The 22,594-nt window shown below is 71.7% G+C and carries 19 protein-coding genes; 6 read left to right on the top strand and 13 right to left on the bottom strand.

What is annotated here, in order from left to right; genetic code table 11:
* Positions 1-118: 118 nt before the first annotated feature.
* On the bottom strand, positions 119-538 hold the full coding sequence (locus ACYVJE_RS19890) for a PaaI family thioesterase (RefSeq protein WP_459159951.1): 420 nt from the start codon (positions 536-538) through the stop codon (positions 119-121).
* 89 nt (positions 539-627) lie between these two features.
* On the opposite strand from ACYVJE_RS19890, the gene polA reads away from it, so the two are divergent.
* Together polA and ACYVJE_RS19880 are read left to right on the top strand one after the other, a co-directional pair.
* Positions 628-3,336: a DNA polymerase I gene (polA, locus tag ACYVJE_RS19885; protein WP_461145640.1), complete on the top strand. Its 2,709-nt coding sequence runs from the start codon at positions 628-630 to the stop codon at positions 3,334-3,336.
* Positions 3,337-3,444: 108 nt separating this feature from the next.
* A complete protein-coding gene (locus tag ACYVJE_RS19880; protein ID WP_459159169.1) occupies positions 3,445-3,840 on the top strand; it encodes a VOC family protein in 396 nt (131 codons plus the stop codon).
* Positions 3,841-4,068: 228 nt separating this feature from the next.
* Here the strand turns inward: ACYVJE_RS19880 and ACYVJE_RS19875 are convergent, their stop codons facing one another.
* The 4 genes from ACYVJE_RS19875 to ACYVJE_RS19860 all read right to left on the bottom strand — a co-directional run bounded on the left by ACYVJE_RS19875 (position 4,069) and on the right by ACYVJE_RS19860 (position 8,739).
* Positions 4,069-6,084 carry a YhgE/Pip family protein gene (locus ACYVJE_RS19875; RefSeq protein WP_461145636.1) on the bottom strand — a complete coding sequence of 672 codons (2,016 nt, stop codon included), beginning with the start codon at positions 6,082-6,084 and terminating at the stop codon, positions 4,069-4,071.
* Positions 6,081-6,743 carry a hypothetical protein gene (locus ACYVJE_RS19870; RefSeq protein ID WP_461145635.1) on the bottom strand — a complete coding sequence of 221 codons (663 nt, stop codon included), beginning with the start codon at positions 6,741-6,743 and terminating at the stop codon, positions 6,081-6,083. Before ACYVJE_RS19870 ends, ACYVJE_RS19875 begins: the two co-directional genes overlap by 4 nt.
* A gap of 36 nt (positions 6,744-6,779) precedes the next feature.
* Positions 6,780-7,718: a GNAT family N-acetyltransferase gene (locus ACYVJE_RS19865; RefSeq protein ID WP_461145634.1), complete on the bottom strand. Its 939-nt coding sequence runs from the start codon at positions 7,716-7,718 to the stop codon at positions 6,780-6,782.
* Positions 7,719-7,902: 184 nt separating this feature from the next.
* A complete protein-coding gene (locus tag ACYVJE_RS19860) occupies positions 7,903-8,739 on the bottom strand; it encodes a class I SAM-dependent methyltransferase (RefSeq protein ID WP_461145633.1) in 837 nt (278 codons plus the stop codon).
* Between the two features lie 349 nt (positions 8,740-9,088).
* Here ACYVJE_RS19860 and rpsA point away from each other — a divergent pair, with 349 nt between their 5' ends.
* Together rpsA and coaE are read left to right on the top strand one after the other, a co-directional pair.
* Entirely contained in the window at positions 9,089-10,636 is a 1,548-nt protein-coding gene (gene rpsA / locus ACYVJE_RS19855) for a 30S ribosomal protein S1 (RefSeq protein WP_461145632.1), read from the top strand.
* Between the two features lie 226 nt (positions 10,637-10,862).
* A complete protein-coding gene (gene coaE, locus ACYVJE_RS19850) occupies positions 10,863-12,026 on the top strand; it encodes a dephospho-CoA kinase (RefSeq protein WP_461145631.1) in 1,164 nt (387 codons plus the stop codon).
* Positions 12,027-12,143: 117 nt separating this feature from the next.
* On the opposite strand, the gene ACYVJE_RS19845 is transcribed toward coaE, so the two are convergent.
* Both ACYVJE_RS19845 and ACYVJE_RS19840 read right to left on the bottom strand, forming a co-directional pair.
* Positions 12,144-12,674: a hypothetical protein gene (locus tag ACYVJE_RS19845; RefSeq protein ID WP_461145630.1), complete on the bottom strand. Its 531-nt coding sequence runs from the start codon at positions 12,672-12,674 to the stop codon at positions 12,144-12,146.
* Between the two features lie 133 nt (positions 12,675-12,807).
* Positions 12,808-13,404: a ribonuclease FAU-1 family protein gene (locus ACYVJE_RS19840; protein ID WP_459159176.1), complete on the bottom strand. Its 597-nt coding sequence runs from the start codon at positions 13,402-13,404 to the stop codon at positions 12,808-12,810.
* Between the two features lie 229 nt (positions 13,405-13,633).
* Between ACYVJE_RS19840 and uvrB the strand changes: the two genes are divergently transcribed.
* Both uvrB and ACYVJE_RS19830 read left to right on the top strand, forming a co-directional pair.
* Positions 13,634-15,793 (top strand): excinuclease ABC subunit UvrB, encoded by a 2,160-nt coding sequence (gene uvrB, locus ACYVJE_RS19835; RefSeq protein WP_459159177.1) that lies wholly within the window; start codon positions 13,634-13,636, stop codon positions 15,791-15,793.
* A 93-nt stretch (positions 15,794-15,886) separates the two neighbouring features.
* Positions 15,887-16,327, top strand: a complete 441-nt coding sequence (locus tag ACYVJE_RS19830) for a VOC family protein (protein ID WP_461145629.1) — start codon at positions 15,887-15,889, stop codon at positions 16,325-16,327.
* 276 nt (positions 16,328-16,603) lie between these two features.
* Here ACYVJE_RS19830 and ACYVJE_RS19825 read toward each other — a convergent pair whose 3' ends face one another.
* The 6 genes from ACYVJE_RS19825 to ACYVJE_RS19800 form a co-directional block, all read right to left on the bottom strand.
* Positions 16,604-17,788 (bottom strand): acyl-CoA dehydrogenase family protein, encoded by a 1,185-nt coding sequence (locus tag ACYVJE_RS19825; protein WP_461145628.1) that lies wholly within the window; start codon positions 17,786-17,788, stop codon positions 16,604-16,606.
* Positions 17,789-17,803: 15 nt separating this feature from the next.
* Positions 17,804-18,760 (bottom strand): 3-hydroxyacyl-CoA dehydrogenase NAD-binding domain-containing protein, encoded by a 957-nt coding sequence (locus ACYVJE_RS19820; protein ID WP_461145627.1) that lies wholly within the window; start codon positions 18,758-18,760, stop codon positions 17,804-17,806.
* 13 nt (positions 18,761-18,773) lie between these two features.
* Entirely contained in the window at positions 18,774-19,508 is a 735-nt protein-coding gene (locus ACYVJE_RS19815) for an acetoacetate decarboxylase (protein ID WP_461145626.1), read from the bottom strand.
* The gene (locus ACYVJE_RS19810) at positions 19,505-20,278 is read right to left on the bottom strand and encodes a crotonase/enoyl-CoA hydratase family protein (RefSeq protein ID WP_461145625.1); all 774 of its coding nucleotides are present in this window, start codon (positions 20,276-20,278) and stop codon (positions 19,505-19,507) included. Before ACYVJE_RS19810 ends, ACYVJE_RS19815 begins: the two co-directional genes overlap by 4 nt.
* Positions 20,278-21,483, bottom strand: coding sequence for a CaiB/BaiF CoA transferase family protein (locus ACYVJE_RS19805; RefSeq protein WP_461145624.1), 1,206 nt, complete (start codon positions 21,481-21,483; stop codon positions 20,278-20,280). Before ACYVJE_RS19805 ends, ACYVJE_RS19810 begins: the two co-directional genes overlap by 1 nt.
* A 173-nt stretch (positions 21,484-21,656) precedes the next feature.
* Positions 21,657-22,583 (bottom strand): LysR family transcriptional regulator, encoded by a 927-nt coding sequence (locus ACYVJE_RS19800; RefSeq protein ID WP_461145623.1) that lies wholly within the window; start codon positions 22,581-22,583, stop codon positions 21,657-21,659.
* Positions 22,584-22,594 lie beyond the last annotated feature (11 nt).

The following is a 22,594-nucleotide window of genomic DNA, read 5'->3' as shown; positions in this document are numbered from 1 at the left end:
CTTGGCTCACAGAACGACATGGCTGCGATCGACTTGCCGTGGAGCACGGCGCCGCGCGCGGCCGCCGGGGCGCCGGCGCGGTGGCCGTCACGCGGGTGGGGCGCCGGCGCGGTGGCCGTCACGCGGGTGGGGCGTCGCGGAGGAGGCACGTCAGCCGCGCCGTGCAGGTGCGGCGGTCGTTCTCGTCGACGATCTCGATCTCGTAGGTCGCCGTGCGCCGCCCGCGGTGCACCGGGGTGGCCACGCCGGTGACCTTCCCCTCCGTGGCCGCGCGGTGGTGGGTGCAGGACAGCTCCAGCCCGACGGCGATCCGGTCGTTGCCGGCGTGCAGGGCCGCCGCGATCGATCCGAGGGATTCCGCGAGCGCCGCGTTGGCCCCGCCGTGCAGCAGGCCGTACGGCTGGCGGTTCCCCGCCACGGGCATGGTTCCCACCACACGTTCGGGTGACCACTCGGTGAGCGTGATGCCCAGGCGGTCGCTCAGCTGCTCCTCAGCGGAGGCCAGCACCCGGTTGAGCGAGTCCTCTTCGCTGGGCATGACTTCCTCCGAAGTCGTATCGGCCACTGTGGCTCCTCCTTCGTACCTGTTCACGCACCGTCGGACGTTCAGCCTAGACTCACCGCGTGATGGACTCCGCGCAGCGACGTCTCTTGCTCATCGACGGCCACTCGATGGCCTACCGCGCGTTCTACGCCCTGCCGAGGGAGAACTTCCAGACGGCGACGGGCCAGCACACGAACGCCGTGTACGGCTTCACGTCGATGCTGATCAACCTTCTTCGCGATGAACAACCTACACATCTCGCCGTGGCCTTCGACGTCTCCCGGCAGACGTTCCGCAGCGAGGCCTTCCCGGAGTACAAGGCCAACCGCAGCGAGACCCCGGAGGAGTTCCGCGGGCAGGTCAGCCTCATCCAGGAGATCCTCGGCGCGCTGAACGTCCCGGTGCTCAGCGTGGAGGGCTACGAGGCCGACGACGTGATCGCCACGCTGGCCGCGCAGGCCCGGCAGCGGGACTTCGCCGTGTCGATCTGCACCGGCGACCGCGACGCGCTGCAGCTGGTCAACAGCGCCGTCACCGTGCTCTACCCCACGAGGGGCGTGTCGGAGCTCACGCGGTTCACGCCGGAAGCGGTGGAGGAGAAGTACGGTCTCACGCCCGAGCAGTACCCGGACTTCGCCGCCATCCGGGGCGACCCCTCGGACAACCTGCCCAAGATCGACGGTGTGGGGGAGAAGACGGCGACCAAGTGGATCCGCCAGTTCGGCTCGCTGGGGGAGCTGGTCGACCGCGCCGACGAGGTCAAGGGCAAGGCCGGTGCCGCGCTGCGCGACCACATCTCGCAGGTGCTGACCAACCGCCGGCTCACCGAGCTGGTCCGCGACGTCCCGCTGGACGCGGAGCCGGAGCAGCTCGAGATGCAGCAGTGGGACCGGGACGCGGTGCACCGGGTGTTCGACGACCTGGAGTTCCGGGTGCTGCGCGACCGGCTGTTCGCGTCGCTGTCCACCGCCGAGCCCGAGGTGGAGTCGGGGTTCGGCGTCTCCGGCGGCGCGCTGCAGCCGGGCGCGCTGGCCGACTGGCTGACCCGCAACGCCCCCGGGAGCAGTCGCCTCGGCCTGGCCTGCGCCGGCCGGTGGAGCAGCCACGGCGGTGACCTGCAGAGCATCGCGCTGTCCACCGCCGACGGCACGGGCGTGTATATCGACGTCGCGGAGCTGACCGAGGACGACGACGCGGCGTTGGCCCGGTGGTTGGCCGACCCCGAGGTGTTCAAGGCCGGTCACGACGTGAAGGGGCCGCTGCACGCGATCCGCCACCGCGGATGGAGCGTCGCCGGCCTGAGCAGCGACACGGCCCTGGCGGCCTACCTGGTGCGGCCGGGGCAGCGCTCCTTCGCGCTGCCCGACCTCGTGGTGCGCTACCTGCAGCGGGAACTGCGCTCGGACGACTCCGGCGGGGACGGGCAGATGTCGCTGCTGGAGGACGCCTCCGCCGAGCGCGAGCGGATCGCCGACGGCGAGATCGTGCGGGCGCGGGCGATCGCCGAGCTGGCGGACACTTTGGACGCCGAGCTCGACCGGATGGAGTCCCGCGGGCTGCTCACCGATCTCGAGCTTCCGCTGCTGCAGGTCCTCGGGGAGCTGGAGGAGGCCGGCATCGCGGTGGACACCGCGCAGCTGGACGAGCTCAGCGGCGACTTCGCCGCGCGGGTGAAGCAGGCCGAGCAGGACGCGCACCGGGTGCTCGACGAGGCCGGTGCCGAGGTGGGGGCGGTCAACCTCGGTTCGCCCAAGCAGCTGCAGACGGTGCTGTTCGACAAGCTGGGCATGCCGAAGACGAAGCGCACCAAGACCGGCTACACCACCGACGCCGAGGCGCTGCAGACGCTGCACGAGAAGACCGAGCACCCGTTCCTGCAGCACCTGCTGGAACACCGCGACGCCGCGCGGCTGAAGACCACTGTGGACGGGCTGATCAAGGAGATCGCCGATGACGGCCGGATCCACACCACGCTGAACCAGACGATCGCCGCCACCGGTCGGCTGTCCTCGACCGAGCCGAACCTGCAGAACATCCCGATCCGCACGGAGGAGGGGCGGCGCATCCGCGAGGCCTTCGTCGTCGGCGGGGGCTACGCGGAGCTGATGACCGCAGACTACAGCCAGATCGAGATGCGGATCATGGCCCACCTCTCCGGTGACAGCGGGCTGATCGAGGCCTTCCGGTCCGGTGAGGACCTGCACAACTTCGTGGCCTCGCAGGCCTTCGGCGTGCCGATGGAGGAGGTGGAGCACGAGCTGCGCCGCCGCGTCAAGGCGATGTCCTACGGGCTTGCCTACGGGTTGTCGGCCTACGGGCTGAGCCAGCAGCTGCGCATCTCCGCGGAGGAGGCGCGCGAGCACATGGACGCCTACTTCGCGCGGTTCGGCCGGGTGCGGGACTACCTGGAGGAGGTGGTCGACCGGGCGCGCAAGGACGGTTACACCTCGACGATCCTCGGGCGGCGCCGGTACTTGCCCGACCTGCTCAGCGACAACCGCCAGCGGCGGGAGATGGCCGAGCGCATGGCGCTGAACGCGCCCATCCAGGGCAGTGCCGCCGACATCATCAAGGTGGCGATGCTCGAGGTGCACCGCGCCCTGGGCGAGGGCGGTTTCCGCTCGCGGATGCTGCTGCAGGTGCACGACGAGCTCATCATCGAGCTCGCCGAGGGCGAGCGGGAGGACGTCGAGCGGCTCGTGCGGGAGAAGATGGCCGCGGCCCACGAGCTGGACGTGCCGCTGGAGGTCTCCGTCGGCGTGGGGCGTTCCTGGGACAGCGCCGCGCACTGAGCGGTTCCGGCGACAACGGTTCCGGGCGGCGGCCCCGGAACTGCGGACCGCCTGCTCCGGTGCGGACGACGCCGGATAGCCTGCCCGGGCGACCCGCGGAGGAGGAGCATGATCAGTATCGACAGAGTGGACCATCTGGTCCTCACCGTCGCGGATGTCGATCGGGCGATCGAGTTCTACGAGCGGATGCTCGGGATGACGCCGGTGAGCTTCCCCGAGGGCCGGCGCGGCGTGAGCTTCGGTGAGCAGACCATCAAGCTGCACGCGGCCAACGAGTTGGTGGCGCCGACGGCGACGCATCCCGTGCCGGGCTCGGCGAACCTGTGCTTCATCACCACCAACGCCCTCAGCGAGGTGCAGGAGCACCTGCGCAACAACGACGTGCGCATCGAGGAGGGGCCGGTCAGCCGCATCGGCGCGCGCGGTGTCATCACGTCGTTGTACGTGCGCGACCCGGACGGGAACCTGCTCGAGATCGCCCGCTACGACGAGCCGGCGGAGTGAGCGCCCGGCGCGACTGCGGAGAGCACGGCCCGCGCGGGCCGTCGGCGGCCGTGGTCCCGGACGAACGACTGCACGTCGTCCGGGGCCACGGCCGGTTTCGTCCCGCCGGGCGCTGTTCCGCGGGGCGTGCGGCCCGGGCGCAGGCGGTTCCCGCGCGGATCCCGCGCGTTCAGCTGCGCGTGCCGGGCGGGCCCGTGCGCGCCCGCGAGCCCGCCCGGTGCGGCCGCCTCACAGGGCCAGTTCGGGTTTGAGCCGCTGGGGGCTCCACACCCGCTGCCGCCAGGCGGCGACGGTGCTCAGCAGCAGCCCGGCGACGAGGTACCCGCCGAGCACGAGTGCGGCGGTGCCCGCTTCTCCCAGCACCCCGCCGTAGATCAGCTGCCGCAGCGCGTCGACGACGTAGCCCAGCGGCAGCACCGCGTGCAGCGGGTGCAGCACCTCCGGCGTGGTCTGCCACGGGAAGGTCCCGCCCGCGGTGACCAGCTGCAGCACGAGGACCACCAGCGCGATGAACTTGCCCTTGGGGCCGAAGGCGGCGTTGAGCGCGTGCACCACCGCGGTGAACGCGAACGAGGTCAGCAGCAGGAAGCCGAGCGTCCACCAGGGGTGTGCGGGGGTGACCCCGATCCCGTGGGCCACGACGACGTACAGCAGCACCGCCTGCACCACGCCGACGACCGCCGCCGGCAGCCAGCCGCCGAGCGCGACCCGCCAGGCGGGGGTGCCCGCGGCGAGGGCGCGCTGCGACAGCGGGCGCATCAGCAGGAACAGCACGAACCCGCCGATCCACAGCGCCAGCCCGAGGAAGTAGGGCGCGAGCCCGGCACCGTAGGTGCCAGCCTCGGTCTGCGCCGCTTCGTCGATGCCGACCGGGTCGCCGATCGTGTCCGCCGTGGCGGTTCGGGTCCGCGCGTCGGGGTTGGGGATGTCGTCGACGCCGGAGCGCAGTTGCGAGGCGAGCTCGTCGGATCCGTCGACGAGGCGGTCGGAACCGGCGTCCAGCTGACCGGCGCCGCTGTGGAGCTGGTCCGCGCCGGAGGCGAGCTCCCGCGTTCCGGACAGCGCTTCGTGCTGTCCCCGCTGCAGTTCCTGCGCCCCGTCGGCGAGCCGTCCCGCTCCTCGGTGGGCCTGCTGGATGGCGCTGGTCATCTGCGGGGCGGCCTCGGCGAGGGCCTGGTTGCCGTCGGCGACCTGCCGGGAGCCGTCGGCGAGCGCGCGGACCCGGGAGACCTGCTGCTGCACCTCGTCGTTGGCGTTGGACACGGGGTTGTCGTCGAGGTCGGCGATGATGCGCTGGACCTGCTCCTCGTCCACGCCGGCCTCGCGCAGCGTCTCGGCCGTGCGCTGCTGCACCTCGTCGGTGTGCGCGGCGAGCTGCTGGGACGCGGAGCCGAGCTCCTCGGCGCGCGCGGCGAGCTCCTGGTTGCCCTCGGCGACCTTCTCCGACCCCTCGGCGAGCTGCTGGGTCTGCTGCGGCAGCGAGGAGGTGCGCTCGGCCAGCTGTCCGAGGCCGGTGTGCAGCTCGGCGCTGCCGTCGGCGAGCTGGTCGGCGCCGCCGGCGAGCTGCTGCTGCCCGTCGAGCAGTTCGTGCGCACCGCTGGAGAGCTCCCCGGAGCCCTGGCGCGCCTGGTCGATGCCGTCGTCGAGCTGGTGGGCGCCGTCGGCGAGCTGCCTCGCGCCGTCGGCGGCCCGGGCGGTCTTGTCGTGCACGGTGCCGAAGCCCATGAGCAGCTGCTCGGCGGCCTCGCTGCCCGCGTCGGTGGCGACGGCGCGCTGCACCTGGGAGGCGACGCGATCGGCGATGGTGCCGACGAGGTAGTTGTTGGCGTCGTTGGTGATCACGCCGAGCTGGGCCCGGCGCGGTTCGAAATCGCCGGGGGAGAGCAGCGCCGCGGAGAAGTCGTGCGGCACGACGAGGGCGAACGAGTAGTCGCCGTGCGCGACGCCGTTGCGCGCCCGCTGCTCGGTGGTCTTCTCCCAGCTGAACGCGTCGGAGGAGGTCAGCTCGTCGTAGACCTTCTGCCCGGCTTGCAGTCGGCTGCCGTCGTCGCGCTGCGCGCCGGCGTCGTTGATGACGACGGCGGCGGGCACGCCGTCCAGGCGCCCGTACGGGTCCCAGTTGGCGTAGATGTACAGCGCGCCGTACAGCAGGGGGACGAGCGTGACCGCCACGAGGGCGAGTGTGGGCAGCTTGCCCGAGGTCAGCCGCCGCAGCTCGGTCGCGGCGATGCGCAGCGTGCTCATTCGGTACCTTCCCCGGTTTCCGAAGTGGACGGTGTGGTGGTGCGGTTGTCGGTGCCGAGGAACGCGGTGGGGGCAGCGAGCTTCTCCGCGGAGTGCGGGGCGCACAGCACCGCGACGGTCAGCCCGCGCCCGGCCATCTCGCGGGCGAGCGCGTACCAGCGCTCGGGCGGGCCGCCGTGCCGGTCGGGCGCGTCGAAGAGGAGCGCCCGGGTCCGGCGCCCGGCGCGGGCGAGCTCGGCGAGCAGTCGCGTGCGGTGCGCGCCGGGCAGGTTCTCGAAGCGCTCCTCGGCGTGCCCGTGCAGATCGTGCTCGGCGAGCCAGGCGCGGACGGCCCGGCGCCCGGACCTGCGGCCGGCGAGGCTGAGGCCTTCGGCGGTGACCTGCCGGACGGGCACCGCCTCCTCGGGCGCGGTGATCCCGGGGGCGTCCACGACGTCCACCCGGCGGCGCAGGGCGCGGGCGTCGAGCGCCCCGTCCAGGCGCACGGTTCCCCTGGCGGGTTTGATCCGCCCGGACAGCGCCAGGGCGAGTGCGGTGCGCGCGGTGGCGGAGTCCCCCGCGATCAGCAGCGGCTCCCCCTCCTGGACGCGCAGCGAGGTGGGGGCGAGCAGCGGGCCGCGCGCCCCGACGACCTCGACCCCCTCCGCGACGATTTCCACGCCGGCTCCTTCCCCGGGTGCGCCGGCCGCGCGTGGTCACCGCAACGCGGAAGCCGGGCGCACCTCCCATATCGTCCACAGTGGGCGGTACCCCTGCCGGGGCCAGAACACCGAGGACAGCGGATTGGCTGGGTTGTAGTGCAGGAAGCTGCCGACGGCCCCGGCGCGGGCGAACTCCGCGTGCGCCGCGGCCATCAGCTCCCGGCCGATGCCGGACTCCCGGGCCGTTTCGCGCACCGCCACGCAGTTGACGTAGCCCCAGGTGCCCGGGCGGAGCCGGTTGCCCGCGGGCGAGGTGGCGGCGTCGACCCAGCCGCACTCGGCGAGCCCCAGCGGCGTGCCGTCCTCCCGCTCCGCGAGCCAGACGGGGTCGGGTGAGCGCAGCCGCATCTGCGCGGCGGCCCGCTTCAGGTGCGGAGCGTTCGGGCGGTACACCGAGGCGCCGACCAGCGCGGCGTAGGCGAGTTCGGTGAGTCCGAGGTCGACCACGGCGTCGAGATCGGCGGGGCCGGCCCGACGCATTTTTACGGTACCACTTGGTTCCGTATCTCGTGCGGGGTCCGTGACGCGGATCGCCACCTGCGTCAGCGGTGTGCACCCGTGGTCGAGGAAGGCCCTGGTCGCGGCGAGGTCCCGGCACGGCCACGCGATGACGCAGGCCGAATCCGGATCGATGTGCTCCCGCTCGGACAGGCGCTCCCGCCAGGCGCGCAGCAGCGTGTCCATCCCCTCCCGGGGGGCGCGGCCGACGAGCGGGTACAGCTCGAAGACCTCGCGGGCCTGCCACAGGCTGCGGAACGAACCCGGCTCGTTGAGGGTGCGCGTGAGCGTGCCCGCCACGTCCCGACCGGACGGAGTGCGCGCGAGCAGCGGCTCGCCCTCCGGCAGCAGGTAGCGGTCGGGCAGCGCCCGGTCCAGCTCGGCGAAGCGCCGGCACTGGGCGTCCCACAGCTCGCGCGCACTGCTCAACGACATGCCTTTCCGGTCGACGGCTGGCGGTTCACCGGGCCGGGCTCCCGCGTGCGGGGAGCGGACGGTCGTGCGGGATCCGCCGCGCCCGCGGCGGTGTTGCGCGGCCCGGGGCAGGGCTTCGTTGTACAGCACCGGGAGTCCGCCGCGCCGGGCCGCCGCAGCCCCCCGCTGGCCCGATGGGGCGCGCCTAAGCCTTGCGGCGGCACACGAAGATGGCCGTGCCCGGGAACAGCCTCCCGCGCAGCGGGCTCCACTGCCCCCACACCTCGGTGTGGCCCTCGGGCCACTCCGGCTCGACGAGGTCGAGCAGGTCGAACTCGGCCTCGTGCAGCTGGCGCACGTAGTCGCCGAGGGTGCGGTGGTGCTCCACGTACGTCGGCCGGTCCTCGGCGTCCACCTCGACGTAGGGCGTGCGGTCGAAATAGGACTGCGTCGCCGTCAGCCCCACCGGTCCGGGGTCGTCCGGGAAGATCCACCGCATCGGGTGCGTCACGGCGAACACCCAGCGACCGCGCGGGCGCAGCACCCGGGCCACCTCGCGCATCACGGCACCGGAGTCGGCCACGAACGGCACCCCGCCGAAGGCGGAGCAGGCCGCGTCGAAGGAGTCCGCGGCGAACGGCAGGCAGTCGGCGCTCGCCTGCACCAGCGGCACCGCTGTGCCCGTGCTCACCGCGCCGGCGGCGGCGTGCCGCAGCATGCCCGCGGAGATGTCGATCCCCACCGGACGCGCCCCCCGCTCGGCCAGCCAGCGCGAGCACGCGGCCGCGCCGCACCCGATCTCGAGCACGCGCTCGCCGCGGATCTCGCCGAGCAGCCCGGCGTCCTGCTCGCGGAGGCCCTCCGGGCACCAGAGGAAGTCGCGGCTGCCGAGGAACTCGCCGTGCTCGGCCTGGTACTCGTCCGCATCGGCGTCCCACCACAGCTTGTTCGCCGCGCGGGACTCGGCCGCGCTGGCGGTGCGTTGGGACGCGCCGGCGGTGCCGAGCGCGCGCTCCGCGGCCCGCTCGCTGGGGTCTGGCACGGATGTCCTCCACCGATTGTTGGTACCAGGTCCTCGTGGAGTATCGTGGACGCGCAGAAGCACTGGTGGTCGGGTGGACCGCGGTTTGCCCGGCGATCGAGGGACGCGTACTATACCGGCCGCGCCATGGGTCTTTCGCGGGTCCTTTCGGTATCCCCCTGGGGCTCCTTCCGCATCGGATGCCGCCGGGTGGGAAATCCTCCAGTGGTTCACCTCCGCGGTCTGCGGCCCGCGGCACTGCTGGTCGCCGCGAGGTGGGCACGTACCGTGCTCACCACCGGAAAGCCCAGCGCAGAGCAAGGAATTGTAAACCAGCGACCAACCTATCCGTACCGGAGCAACCCACCTGATGCCCACCGACACCACCACCGTCCCGACTGCAACCGCCCAGGCCCCTCAGGTCGCAGTGAACGACGTCGGGACGGAGGAGGACTTCCTCGCCGCCGTCGACCAGACCATCAAGTACTTCAACGATGGCGACATCGTGGAGGGCACCATCGTCAAGGTCGACCGCGACGAGGTGCTGCTTGACATCGGCTACAAGACCGAGGGCGTCATCCCCTCGCGCGAGCTGTCGATCAAGCACGACGTCGATCCCGCCGAAGTCGTCGCCGTCGGCGACTTCATCGAAGCCCTTGTCCTGCAGAAGGAGGACAAGGAAGGCCGCCTGATCCTGTCCAAGAAGCGCGCGCAGTACGAGCGCGCCTGGGGCACCATCGAGGACCTCAAGGAGAAGGACGAGCCGGTGCGCGGCACCGTCATCGAGGTCGTCAAGGGCGGCCTCATCCTCGACATCGGCCTGCGCGGCTTCCTCCCCGCCTCGCTGGTGGAGATGCGCCGCGTGCGCGACCTGCAGCCCTACGTGGGCCGGGAGCTCGAGGCGAAGATCATCGAGCTGGACAAGAACCGCAACAACGTGGTGCTGTCCCGCCGCGCCTGGCTGGAGCAGACCCAGTCCGAGGTCCGCAGCGAGTTCCTCAACCAGCTGCAGAAGGGCCAGGTCCGCAAGGGCGTCGTGTCCTCCATCGTCAACTTCGGTGCGTTCGTGGACCTCGGTGGCGTTGACGGACTGGTGCACGTCTCCGAGCTCTCCTGGAAGCACATCGACCACCCGAGCGAGGTCGTCGAGGTCGGCCAGGAGGTCACCGTCGAGGTGCTCGACGTGGACATGGACCGCGAGCGGGTCTCGCTGTCGCTGAAGGCCACGCAGGAGGACCCCTGGCGGCAGTTCGCGCGGACCCACGCGATCGGCCAGATCGTCCCGGGCCGCGTCACCAAGCTGGTGCCGTTCGGCGCGTTCGTCCGCGTCGACGAGGGCATCGAGGGCCTGGTGCACATCTCCGAGCTGGCCGAGCGCCACGTGGAGATCCCGGAGCAGGTCGTCCAGGTCGGCGACGAGGTGATGATCAAGGTCATCGACATCGACCTGGAGCGCCGCCGCATCTCGCTGTCGCTGAAGCAGGCCAACGAGGGCTTCGTGCCGGACTCGGACTTCGACCCGAGCCTGTACGGCATGGAGGCCGAGTACGACAACGAGGGCAACTACATCTACCCCGAGGGCTTCGACCCGGAGGCCGGCGAGTGGAAGCCGGGCTACGAGAAGGCCCGCGAGGAGTGGGAGCGCCAGTACTCGGAGGCCTACACCCGCTACGAGAAGCACATGGCGCAGGTGGCCAAGGCCCGCCAGGCCGACGCCGAGGCGGCGGCCGCCGAGGCCGCCGGCGGCGGTGCTGCCGCGGCTTCCGAGGAAGCCGACGAGGAGCAGGCCTCCGGCGACTACTCCTCGGCCTCCGAGGAGCAGCAGAGTGGTGGCGGCCAGCAGCAGGACACCTCCGGTTCGCTGGCCAGCGACGCCCAGCTGGCCGCGCTGCGGGAGAAGCTCTCCGGCGGTGCGTGAGCCGCTGAGCGGTCGTGGCAGCCTCCGCATCGCGGTGGGTTGACGGTCCGCACGGTTGCACGGGGCCCGTGTTCGAGCGATTCGGACACGGGCCCCGTTGCGTCTCGGGCGGGTTCCGGGGAGTGCGCGCAGCACGGGCCGCGGCCGCCCGCGGCGCGGGATCAGCGGCTCTGGGTCGCTCGCCCTGCTCCGCGCGGTGCGCCCGGCCCCTGGCAGGATGATCGCCGTGTTGCGCGTGGGACTCAGCGGAGGCATCGGCTCGGGCAAGTCGACGGTGGCGCGGCGGCTCGCCGAGCACGGTGCGGTGATCATCGACGCGGATGCGCTCGCCCGGGAGGTGGTCGCACCGGGCACCGACGGGCTCGCGGCGCTCGTGCAGCGGTTCGGCGAGGAGGTCCTCGACGACAGCGGGGCGCTGAACCGCTCCGCGCTGGCCGCCAGGGCCTTCCGGGACGAAGAGTCCCGGGCCGACCTCAACGCGATCACCCATCCGCGCATCGGCGAGCTGACCCGGCAGCGGATGGCCGAGGCCCCGGACGACGCCGTGGTGGTGCACGACATGCCGCTGCTCGTGGAATCCGGAACCGAAGCGGACTACCACCTCGTGGTCGTCGTGGACGCGCCGGAGGGCACGCGCGTGCAGCGGCTGGTCGAGCGCGGCCTGGACGCCGCGGACGCGCGGGCCCGCATCCGCGCGCAGGCCACCACCGAGCAGCGCCGCGCCGCCGCGGACGTGTGGCTGGACAACACGGGCACCGCCGAGGAGCTCCGGACCGCCGCCGACGAGGTGCACGAGCACCGGCTGCGGCCGTTCGAGCGGAACGTGCGGCTGCACCGCGGTGCGGGCCCCGGCCCGCCGCAGCTGGTGGAGCCGGACCCCGCGTGGCCGCAGCAGGCCCGGCGCCTGGCGGCCCGCATCCGGAAGGCCGCGGGGGAGCTCGCGCTGCGCGTCGACCACGTCGGTTCCACCCCGGTCGGCGAGCTGCCCGCCCGGGACGTGCTCGACCTGCAGCTGACCGTGGGCTCGCCGGAGCAGGCCGAACGGCTCGCCGATCCCTTGGCCGCCGCCGGCTTCCCGCCGGTCGGTGCGGCCGGCGCGGGCGCGCGCCTGCACGCGGCCGCGGATCCGCAGCGCCCGGTGCACCTGCGGGTGGCGGTTCGGGGCGCGGAGCAGTGGTGGTTCGCGCTGCTGCTGCCGGAGTGGCTGCGCGCGTTCCCGGACGAGCGCGCCCAGTACGCGGCGCTGAAGCGCCGGCTGGCCGAGCGCTACGCCGCCGATGCCGACGGTGAGCGCTACGCCGCGGCGAAGGAGTCCTGGTTCGCGGAGGCCTTGGTCAAAGTCCGGCGGTGGGCGGCCGAGACCGGGCGGGACGTGCCGGCCCCGGAATGACCGGCTGGTCCGACGTGACCGGCTGACCCGGAGCGATCGGACGGCCCGGCGGGATCGGGCCTGCCCACCCGGCGGGTGCGCCGGGCGCGGCGACCGGTCGCCGACCCCGCACGGCGCTCACCGGTGCACGCGGTGCGCCTGCGACTCCAGCGGCCTGCGGGGAGCGGGCAGCGCTGCGGACCCGTCGAGGCCGTGCGCGGCCAGCCAGCCGTCCAGGCCGCCGTGCGCGCCGAGCTCGGTGAGGGTGCGATGCATCGTGCGCAGGGCGGTGTCGGCTTCGTGCCGCCGGATCCTGCCGCTCGCCACGGCGCTGCCGAACTCCTCCGAGCGCACGATCCGGGGGCGGCGCTGGTCCGGCAGTTCGAGTCCGAGCAGCAGGTCGGCGCAGGCCCACGAGGAGGTGTCCGCTTCGATGTGGGCGGCGGTGAGCAGGCTGGCGCTCGGCCGCGAGTGGCGCCGCCGCGGGCGGAAGCGGGTCAGGCGGACACCGGCCTCGGGCAGCAGCCAGACGTGCTCGCCCGCGTGTTCGCTGGCGTGGGGCGTGTCGTACTCGACCTCCAAGCCCCACTGCTCGACGCGGCACTGCTGCAGGCTGTCGACGCCGCTGGCGTGCCGCCGCCGGGCGTCGCGGACGTCGATCACTTCCACGAGTTCAGGGGAAATCGGCGGTGTCACAGTACGCGACTGTAACGCTCTCGAACGTGGTACGGGTGGCGTCGAGCCTGCATTCCGATAACCATTCCGCGGCCCGGTGGTCTCAATTCCGTGTCACCATCCGTGACTACCGTGATGGCGGTATCAGCGGTTTGCGTGACACGGAAGCCTCGGTGGGTTGTTCCGGCCAGGACAGCTCGATGCCCTGGTCCTGCAACCAGCGCGGCAGGTCGTAGTCGTACCGGGCCAGCCCGTCGACCGTGGTGCAGGCGATGTGCAGCGCGCGCTGCGCCGTCTCCGTGTCCAGCAGGCCGGACTGCACCGCCAGGACGAACTCGTCGTAGTCGAGCACCTGCGCGTCGCTGCGGTGGCGGACCTCGATGTCCAGGTAGTAGTCGGTGCTGCGCCACCGGATCTCACCGGTTTCGATGCCGACCACGTCCAGGTAGAAGTCCAGGTCCCGCTCGTGCCCGGGACGCCAGGACCAGCGGGTCACCCGCAGCCCGAGATCGGGCAGCAGCCAGGACCGCAGCCCGGCCAGCCGCGGGTGCCCGGGCATGGAACGGGCCAGGTACAGCCCGAACGGGGTGCGGCGGTACTCGTGGACCCGCCGCACCTGCCGTTTCGGATCGGTGTTGGTCCGGGCGGGCAGGTCGAACACCTCGACCTTCGGCGGGTGCACGGCCGGGCCCGGCCGGTCGCTGATCGCGCGCTGAGTGGTCACGGCAACAACTGTAGGCGCAGCACCCTGCGCAGGGCAGTCCTTGACGCCCGGCGGCGGGGCCGGTAAGCAGCTCCGCTGCGCTGGGGAGCAGGCGTGCGACGAGGGGAAACGGCCGGTTCCGGAATCACGGGGAGGTGCTGCCGCCACCGGGTCCGCCGCTCGGCGTGTCGCAGGCGTGCGGGAGCCCGCGCGGCGCACGATGTCGGTGCGACCTCGTAGGCTGGGAACCGTGGCATTCGCGACTGAGCACCCCGTACTGGCGCACTCCGAGTTCCGCCCGGTCAGCGACATCCCGCGGTCCGGGGGGACCTTCGAGGTCGTCAGCGACTACCAGCCCGCCGGTGACCAGCCCCAGGCGATCGACGACCTGGAACGGCGGATCAACACCGGGGAGACCAACGTGGTGCTGCTCGGGGCCACGGGCACCGGCAAGTCCGCGACGGCGGCCTGGCTGATCGAGCGGGTCCAGCGGCCCACGCTCGTGCTCGAACCGAACAAGACCCTGGCCGCGCAGATCGCCAACGAGCTGCGCGGGTTCTTCCCGAAGAACGCGGTCGAGTACTTCGTCAGCTACTACGACTACTACCAGCCCGAGGCCTACGTCCCGCAGACCGACACCTACATCGAGAAGGACTCCTCGGTCAACGAGGACGTGGAGCGGCTGCGGCACTCGGCCACGTCCAACCTGCTCAGCCGGCGCGACTGCGTGGTCGTCTCCTCCGTGTCCTGCATCTACGGCCTGGGCACGCCGCAGTCGTACCTCGACCGGTCGATCTTCCTCGAGGCCGGAGCGGAGGTCGACCGCGACGTGTTCCTCCGCGCGCTCGTGGACGTGCAGTACCAGCGCAACGACGTGGCCTTCCAGCGCGGCACGTTCCGCGTGCGCGGCGACACGGTCGAGGTGATCCCCGCCTACGAGGAGCTGGCCGTGCGCGTGGAGTTCTTCGGCGACGAGGTGGAGAAGCTGCACTACCTGCACCCGCTCACCGGCGACGTGGTCCGCGAGGTCTCCGACCTGCGCATCTTCCCCGCGACGCACTACGTGGCCAGCCCGGAGCGGATGGAGCAGGCCATCCGCGGCATCGAGGAGGAGCTGCAGGAGCGGCTGTCCACGCTCGAGCAGCAGAACAAGCTGCTCGAGGCGCAGCGGCTGCGCATGCGCACGCAGTACGACGTGGAGATGATGCGCCAGGTCGGGTTCTGCTCGGGCATCGAGAACTACTCGCGGCACATCGACGGCCGCGAGGCGGGCTCCGCGCCGGCGACGCTGCTGGACTACTTCCCGGAGGACTTCCTGCTCGTCATCGACGAGTCGCACGTGACCGTGCCGCAGATCGGCGGCATGTACGAGGGCGACGCCTCGCGCAAGCGCACGCTCGTCGAGCACGGTTTCCGCCTGCCCAGCGCCATGGACAACCGCCCGCTGACTTGGGAGGAGTTCAGCGATCGGATCGGCCAGGCGGTGCACATGTCGGCCACGCCCGGCCCGTACGAGATGGCGCGCAGCGGTGGCGAGTTCGTCGAGCAGGTGATCCGCCCGACCGGCCTGGTCGACCCGGAGGTCGTGGTCAAGCCGACCGAGGGGCAGATCGACGACCTCGTGCACGAGGTGCGCCGGCGCGCCGAGGCCGACGAGCGGGTGCTGGTGACCACGCTGACGAAGAAGATGGCCGAGGACCTCACCGACTACCTGCTGGAGCTCGGCATCCGCGTGCGCTACTTGCACTCGGAGGTGGACACGCTGCGGCGGGTGGAGCTGCTGCGGCAGCTGCGGCTCGGCGACTACGACGTGCTCGTCGGCATCAACCTGCTGCGCGAGGGGCTGGACCTGCCGGAGGTCTCGCTGGTGTCCATCCTGGACGCCGACAAGGAGGGATTCCTGCGCTCGGAGACCAGCCTCATCCAGACGATCGGCCGCGCGGCGCGCAGCGTGTCCGGCCAGGTGCACATGTACGCCGACGAGATCACCGACTCGATGCGCAACGCCATCGACGAGACCAACCGGCGGCGCGCCAAGCAGATGGCCTACAACGAAGAGCACGGCATCGACCCGCAGCCGCTGCGCAAGGAGGTCGACGACATCCTCGACCGGGTCTACAAGGAGGCCGAGGACACCGAGGAGAGCGTCGAGGTCGGCGGTTCCGGGCGCAACCAGTCGCGCGGGAAGAAGCCCAGCGGGGAGAACGTGGCCACCAGCTCCGGGCTGGTGTCCGACCGCGATCCCAAGCAGATGCCCCGCGCCGAGCTGGCCGACCTGATCCAGCAGCTCAACGACCAGATGATGAACGCGGCCCGCGAGCTGCAGTTCGAGCTGGCCGCGCGGCTGCGCGACGAGATCGAGGACCTGAAGAAGGAGCTGCGCGGCATGGACGAGGCCGGGATCCAGTAGCGGTCGTGGCTCAGCGGGGCTCTGCCGGAGGTCCCCTCCCGGCTGAGCCCTCGCCGCGAGCAGTCGGTACGGGTGGTCATCAGGAGGAGTGCGGTGGGCATCGGGGTGCAGGTCACGTTCGACGCGCACGATCCGGCGCGGTTGGCGGGGTTCTGGGCGGCGGCGCTCGGCTACGAAGTCGAGCCACCACCGCCCGGTTTCTCCTCGTGGGAGCAGGTGGGCGAGCACCTCGGTCTGCCCCGGGAGCAGTGGGACGCCTTCTCCGCGGTGGTCGACCCGGACGGTGCCGGTCCGCGCGTGTTCTTCCAGCGCGTTCCGGAGGGCAAGAGCGCGAAGAACCGGGTGCACCTCGACGTCAACATCAGCAGGCGCGGCTCGCCCCCGTCCGACGCCGCCGCGGCGCGGGCTCGCATCAGCGAGCACGTGACAGCGTTGGAGGAGCTGGGCGCCGCGGTGCTCTACGAGAACGACCAACCGCACGGGTACTGCGTCGTCATGACCGATCCCGAGGGCAACGAGTTCTGCGTGCAGTGATGCGGTGGGGCGAAGCTCCGCCGCCTGCCCGGTCGGCGTGATCCGCAGCCACATTGGATTCTTTCCAGTGTGCGCAATTTTCATGAAAATTGCGCACACTGGAATCGTTCAAAAGAGGAATCTGCAGGTCACCGGGGATTTCGGGGGAGCGCACCTGATACAGCGCCCGGCGAGTCGGGTGCCTCCGGAAGCGTGTCGCGGGAACGCTGCAGCGCCGACGGGACCGTCGCGGGGCGGTCGCCGGGGGCCGGCCGCGGGGACGCGGCGGCCCCGGTGTCAGGCGAAGGCGCTCAGGCCGGTCACGGACTTGCCGACGATGAGGGTGTTCATCTCCCGCGAGCCCTCGAAGGAGTAGATCGCCTCGGCGTCGGCGAACAGCTTCGCCACCTCGTAGTCGAGGACGATGCCGTTGCCGCCGAACAGCTCGCGGGCCCAGGCGACGACCTCGCGCATCCGCGTGGTGGCCACGGCCTTGGCCAGCGCGGCCTGGTCGGCCCCGGCGCGGTTCTGCTCGGTGAGCTCGTTGAGCCGGACGACGATGCCGAACACGCTGGTGATGTTGCCGAGCATCTTCACCAGCAGGTCCTGGATCATCTGGAACGAGCCGATGGGTTTGCCGAACTGCTGGCGCCCGACCGCGTAGTCGCGAGCCAGCTCGTAGGCGCGCACGGCCACGCCCAGGGCTTGCCAGGCCACGCCGCCGCGCGTGGAGGCGAGCACCTTGGCCGTGTCGCGGAAGCTGTTGATGTTCTGCAGCCGGTTGTGCTCCGGCACGCGCACGTCGTCCAGCGTGATGTCGGCGTTCTCCACAGCGCGCAGGGCGATCTTGCCCTCGATCTTGCTGGCGCTGAAGCCGGGCGTGCCCTTCTCCACGACGAAGCCCTTGATCTGCCCGTCGGCCTCGTCGCGGGCCCAGACGACGACGAGGTCGGCGAACGTGCCGTTGCCGATCCACCGCTTCGCGCCGTTGAGCACCCACTCGTCCCCTTCGCGGCGCGCGGTGGTGCGCATGCCGCCGGCGACGTCCGAGCCGCCTTCGGGCTCGGTCAGGGCGAAGGCGCCGATGCGGTTCATCTCGACCATGTCCGGCATCCACCGGTCGCGCTGCTCCTGGTCCCCGCCGCCGTAGATGCTGCCCATGGCGAGTCCGGTGTGGACACCCGAGAACACCGCCAGGGAGGGGTCGATGCGGTTGAGCTCGAGGTTGAGGAATCCGCTGAACAGCGAACTGCGCTTGCGGCCGTCGCCGTACTCGGGGTACTGGTAGCGGGCCAGCTGCAGGTGGGCGTACTTCTCGACGACCTCGAAGGGGAACTGCGCGTTCTCCCAGGCGCGCGCGGCGATCGGCTTGATCTCGCGCTCCAGGTACTCGCGCAGTTCGGCGAGCTCGGCGCGCTCGGACTCGTCGAGGTGTTCGGCGTAGCCGAAGAAGTCCGGGGTCGTGTTGGCCTGCTTGGGCATCGTCTCCTCCTGGTTTCAGCGTTGCGCGGCGCTGTGCAGCGCCGCGTCGAGTGCGAGGTGCTTGCGGTCGCGCAGGGCGCTGCGGCGCCGGTACTCCTCAGGGCCGGACCCGTAGGCGTTCTCCGTCTGCTCGGAGATCGCGGCGACCGCGGCGTCGTTCATCTCCGGACGGCCGAGTTCCTCCCACTGCTCGGCCATGCCTGAGCCGAGGTGCTCCATCATGTGCCGGATGCCGCCGGGGCCGCCGCCGAGGTGGAAGCTCTCGAACGGCCCGACGGTGGCGTAGCGCTGGCCGAGCGAGTTCTTCATCACCGCGTCGAGCTCACCGACGTCGACGACACCGTCGAGCACCAGCGAGATCGCCTCGCGCATGATGCTGCTCTGCAGCCGGTTGGCGACGAATCCGGGGACTTCCCCGTGCACGCGGATCGGTGCCTTGCCGATGCGGCCGTAGAACTCCTGCAGCGCGGCCACCGTGGACTCGGCGGTCGCGCTTCCGGGGACGAGCTCCACCAGTGGCACCACGTGCGGTGGGTTGAACGGGTGGGCGATGAGCACGCGGCTCGCCGCCGGCTCCGCCAGTTCCGCGGCGATGTCGGAGGCGACCAGGCCGGAGCTGGAGGAGGCGAGCACGGCCCCGGTCGGTGCGAGCTCGGCGAGCTGGGCGAACAGCTCCCGCTTCGTCCGCAGCCGCTCCGGGCCGTTCTCCTGCACCAGGTCGACCCCGGACACGGCCTCGGCCAGCTCGGAGGTGGTGGTGATCCGTTCGCGCAACTGCGCGGTCTCGATACCGGGCAGGCCCTCGGCGAGCTGGGGCAGGGCTTCGTCGAGCTGCTGCTGCAGGTCGTCGCGGGGGTCGGACAGGCGCACCGCCATTCCTCGCGCGGCGTACAGCGCAGCCCAGGACAGCCCGATGGTGCCGGCTCCCACCACCGCCACTTCCGTCCACTGCGGATCGTTCTGCGGGGACATCGGATCCTCCCGCTCAAGCGAGGTAGTCGTGCACGGGGGCGGCCGGTGCGAGCGTGAGGTCGGTCAGCACGTGGCTGGCCGAGACCACCCGTCGCACGGGCAGGTCGGCCAGCGGAGCGAGCACGTGCTCGTGCAACTCCAGCCGGGCCGGTCCGGTGTGCGCTTCCTTGACCGCCACGTCGGTGATCTGGCTGCGGACCAGCTCGCAGACCCGGTGCGAGCCGTCGTAGTCCGGAACGATCTTGAGCATGAACGCCGGCGTGGTGATCTGCGCCTGCGCCTCGTCCGGGTCCAGCGGCGCGTGCTTGTAGCCCATGGTGGCCGTGGCCACCCGGACCGCGCCGTAGTCGAGCGTGCCCACCAGCGCACCGCGGTCGGGGTACAGCGCCGGGCTGCCCAGCGCCTTGGGGTAGGCGCTGGCCTCCCGCCCGGAGGCGGTGGCGCCGAAGTCGTCCAGGTACATCGCGTGCAGGTACTCGCCGCGCTCCTCGCCGAGGCGCACCGGGATCGCCTGGCCCGCTTCGACGTAGGGCCCGAACGCGGTGACATCGCCCATCTTCATGATCTCGAAGCGCACCAGCGGTTCGTCGATCTCGAGCGGTTCGGGAACGGCGGCGCGCAGCGCGTCCGGATCGGTGCGGTAGACGATGTTGAGGTACTCCCGGTCGGTGAACCGGGGGCGGACCGGCGGGTAGGCGGGTGCAGTCAGCGGTGTGGTGACCGCCTGCAGGACCTCGTCGCGCGTCACCGGCCCCTCCACTCCGGAGCGCGCTTCTCCGCGAACGCGCGTGCTCCTTCGGCGAAGTCCGCGGAGTTGCGGAGGTGTTCGACCGCCTCGCGCTGGGCGGTGAGCGCGGTGTGCTCGGGTGCGCCGTCCCCGGCGCGCAGCACCGACTTCACCGCCGCCAGCGCCAGCGGGGCGTTCGCCCCGATCCGCTCGGCGAGCTCGAGGGCGGTGGACGCGGCCGAACCGTCCGGAACGACCCGGTTGACCAGGCCGATCTCGGCCGCGCGCCGGGCGGGGATGGCCTCACCGGTGAGCAGCAGTTCCATCGCCAGGTGGTGCGGGATGCGCCGCGGCAGCCGCACGGTGCCGCCACCGCCGGCGATGAGGCCGCGCTTGACCTCGGGCAGGGCGAAGGTGGCGCCGTCGGCGGCGACGATGAGGTCGCAGGACAGCGCGATCTCGAACCCGCCGCCGAGGGCGTGGCCCTCCACGGCCGCGATGAGCGGCTTGTCGTTGCGCGCCTCGGTGATGCCGGCGAATCCGCCGTCGGCGACCGCGGCGGATTCGCCGGCCGCGGCGGCCTTGAGGTCCATCCCGGCCGAGAACGTGCCGCCCGCGCCGGTGATCACACCGACGCGCAGGTCCTCGTCGCCGTGCAGCTCTTCGAGCGCGGCGGCGATGCCGTTGGCGACGGCGGAGTTGACCGCGTTGCGGCTGGCCGGGCGGTTGATCGTGATCAGCTGTGCGGCGCCGTGCTTTTCGGTGTGCACAGCGGTGTCCGGTGTGGACATCAGTTCTCCTCCTCGTCGGAGCGGTCCAGCTCGGCGAGGACCTCGTCGGTGTGCGTGCCGGGGATCGCGGCGTGCCGCCGGACCGACGGGGGCGTCGCGGAGAAGTTCACCGGGATGCCGACCACGCGGTAGGGCCCTTCGGTGGGGTGCTGCTCGAGCTCGAGCAGCCCGCCGTCGCGGACGTAGGGATCCTCGTCGGCTTCGTCGAGGCGCAGCACGGGGCCGACGGGCACGCTGTTCTTCGTGCACACCTCGATCCACTCGGCGGTGGTCAGGTTCGGGGTGACCTCTTCGATGAGCTGGGCGATGGTCTCGCCGTCGTGCTTGCTGTCGAGGGCGTCGTCGTTGAAGCGGGGGTCTTCGGCCAGGTCGGGGCGTCCGGCGGCCTGGAAGACGTCCCGGCAGTTCTTCGGCGTGTAGGGCATGATCATGACCAGACCGTCCTTGGTGGGCCGGGCCCGGTGCCCCCGGTTCATGGACAGGGTGAACCCGGTCTCGCCGATCGGCGGCTCGAACGTCCTTCCCTGCAGGTGTTCGACGAGGTTGAACGACAGCAGCGTGTCGGCCATGGGGACCTCGACGAGCTGGCCCCGGCCGGTGGAGCGCTGGTGCACCAGCGCGGCCAGCACCGAGTAGGTGATGGTCAGTGCGGCGACCTTGTCGGCGAGGATGCTGGGCAGCACCACGGGGGAACCGATGTCGCCCGCGCGCTCGGCGATGTCCAGCAGTCCGGAGGCGGCCTGCACCGTCTCGTCGTAGGCGGCGAGCTCGGCCCGCTCGGAGTCGGGGCGGAAGCCCTGGGCGTGCGCGTAGATGAGGTGCGGGTTGTCGGCGGCCAGGCTCTCGTGGTCCAGCCCGAGGCGCTGCAGCGCGGCGATGCGCATGTTCGTGATGACGATGTCGGCGCCGTGGATGAGCTGCAGGGCGCGCTGCCGGTCGTCGGGGTCCTTGAGGTCGAGGTCGACGCTGCGCTTGTTGCGGTTGACGTTCATGTGCAGCGGGGTCATGCCGGGCGTGCGCGCGGCGGTCCCGCGTCGGGCGGTGTCGTGGGGGTTCTCGATCTTGACCACGTCGGCGCCGAGGTCGCCGAGGACCTGCGCGGCGTAGGGGCCCATGACGACGGTGGACAGGTCGATGACGCGCACTCCGGCGAGCGGGCCGGTCGGGTCGTGCGCATCCGTTCGGTTGGGAGTCGTTGCGGTCATCCTTCGCTCCGTGCGAGTGCGCCGGAACCAGAGAAATTCGTCTGGCTAACTAGCTTTCTGGTTTCAGGCTAGGGCGGGCGCGGGAGGAGGGGCAAACGATCAGCGGAACCGATTCGCGAAAACTGGCGCGACCGCAGCGGTCACGCCGTTCCCCGTCGCGGCGGCCGGGGTGATCACTCCGCTCGCGGAGGCTCGCCCAGCACGTCGAGCAGGGTGCGATCGACGTGTTCTACCAGTTCACGCAGGCCGCTGTTGTTCTCCGCGCGGTCGCGGTGCCAGATCAGACCTGTCGTCAGTTCCGGGTCGAAGTCCTCGAACGGCAGTACTGCCAGGTTCTCCCCGCGGTGCTTGGCCATGTCGCTTTTCGGGTCGAGGAAAGTGAGCGAGAACGCAGATCCGTTCGCGACGATTTCCCCGACGGCGCCGTAATCGCCGCTGCTGGCGGTAATTTTCCGGTGAATTCCCGCGGCCTGCAGCCGCACCTGGACCTGTTCGAAGTACGTGGGCTGCATCCCCGCCGGCAGGCGCACGTAGGTGTGGTCGACGAGTTCCGACAACCGCACCGCGGAGCGTCCCCCGAACTCCGCCGCCGGCACCACGGCGCCGAGCGGTTCCCGGAACACCTCCCGCACCTCGATCCCCTCGGCGTGCACCGGCAGGTGCACCAGGGCCGCGGCGAGCTCGCCGCGCTGCACCGCCGCGAGCAGGTCCGCGCTGCTGCCCGGCCAGCGCTTGAGCTCCACCCCGGCGGGGCAGCTCCGCTCGGCGGCTCGCAACGCCTCCCGCAGCTGCGGGTGCAGTCCCGGAGCGACACCGGCGTAGGCCGTGCGCGGTACCGCGCCGAGCTGCTGGTGCAGCTGCCACGGCAGGTCGTCGAAGCGGCTCAGCACGTCCTTGGCCAGCGGCAGCAGCGCGCTGCCCGCCCCGGTCAGCTGCACGTGGTGCGGATCCCGGTCGAACAGCGTCACGTCCAGCTCGTGCTCCAGGTCCCGGACGCGGCGGCTCAGCGGGGAGGTGGCCATGTGCAGCTGCCGAGCCGCCCGGGAGAAGCTCAGGTTCTCCGCGACCGCGACGAAGTACCGCAGGTGGAACGTCTCCATCGGCGGCGAGC

It is taken from the genome of Salinifilum aidingensis, from assembly GCF_054782015.1.
This window is presented reverse-complemented; position numbering and strand designations above follow the sequence as displayed.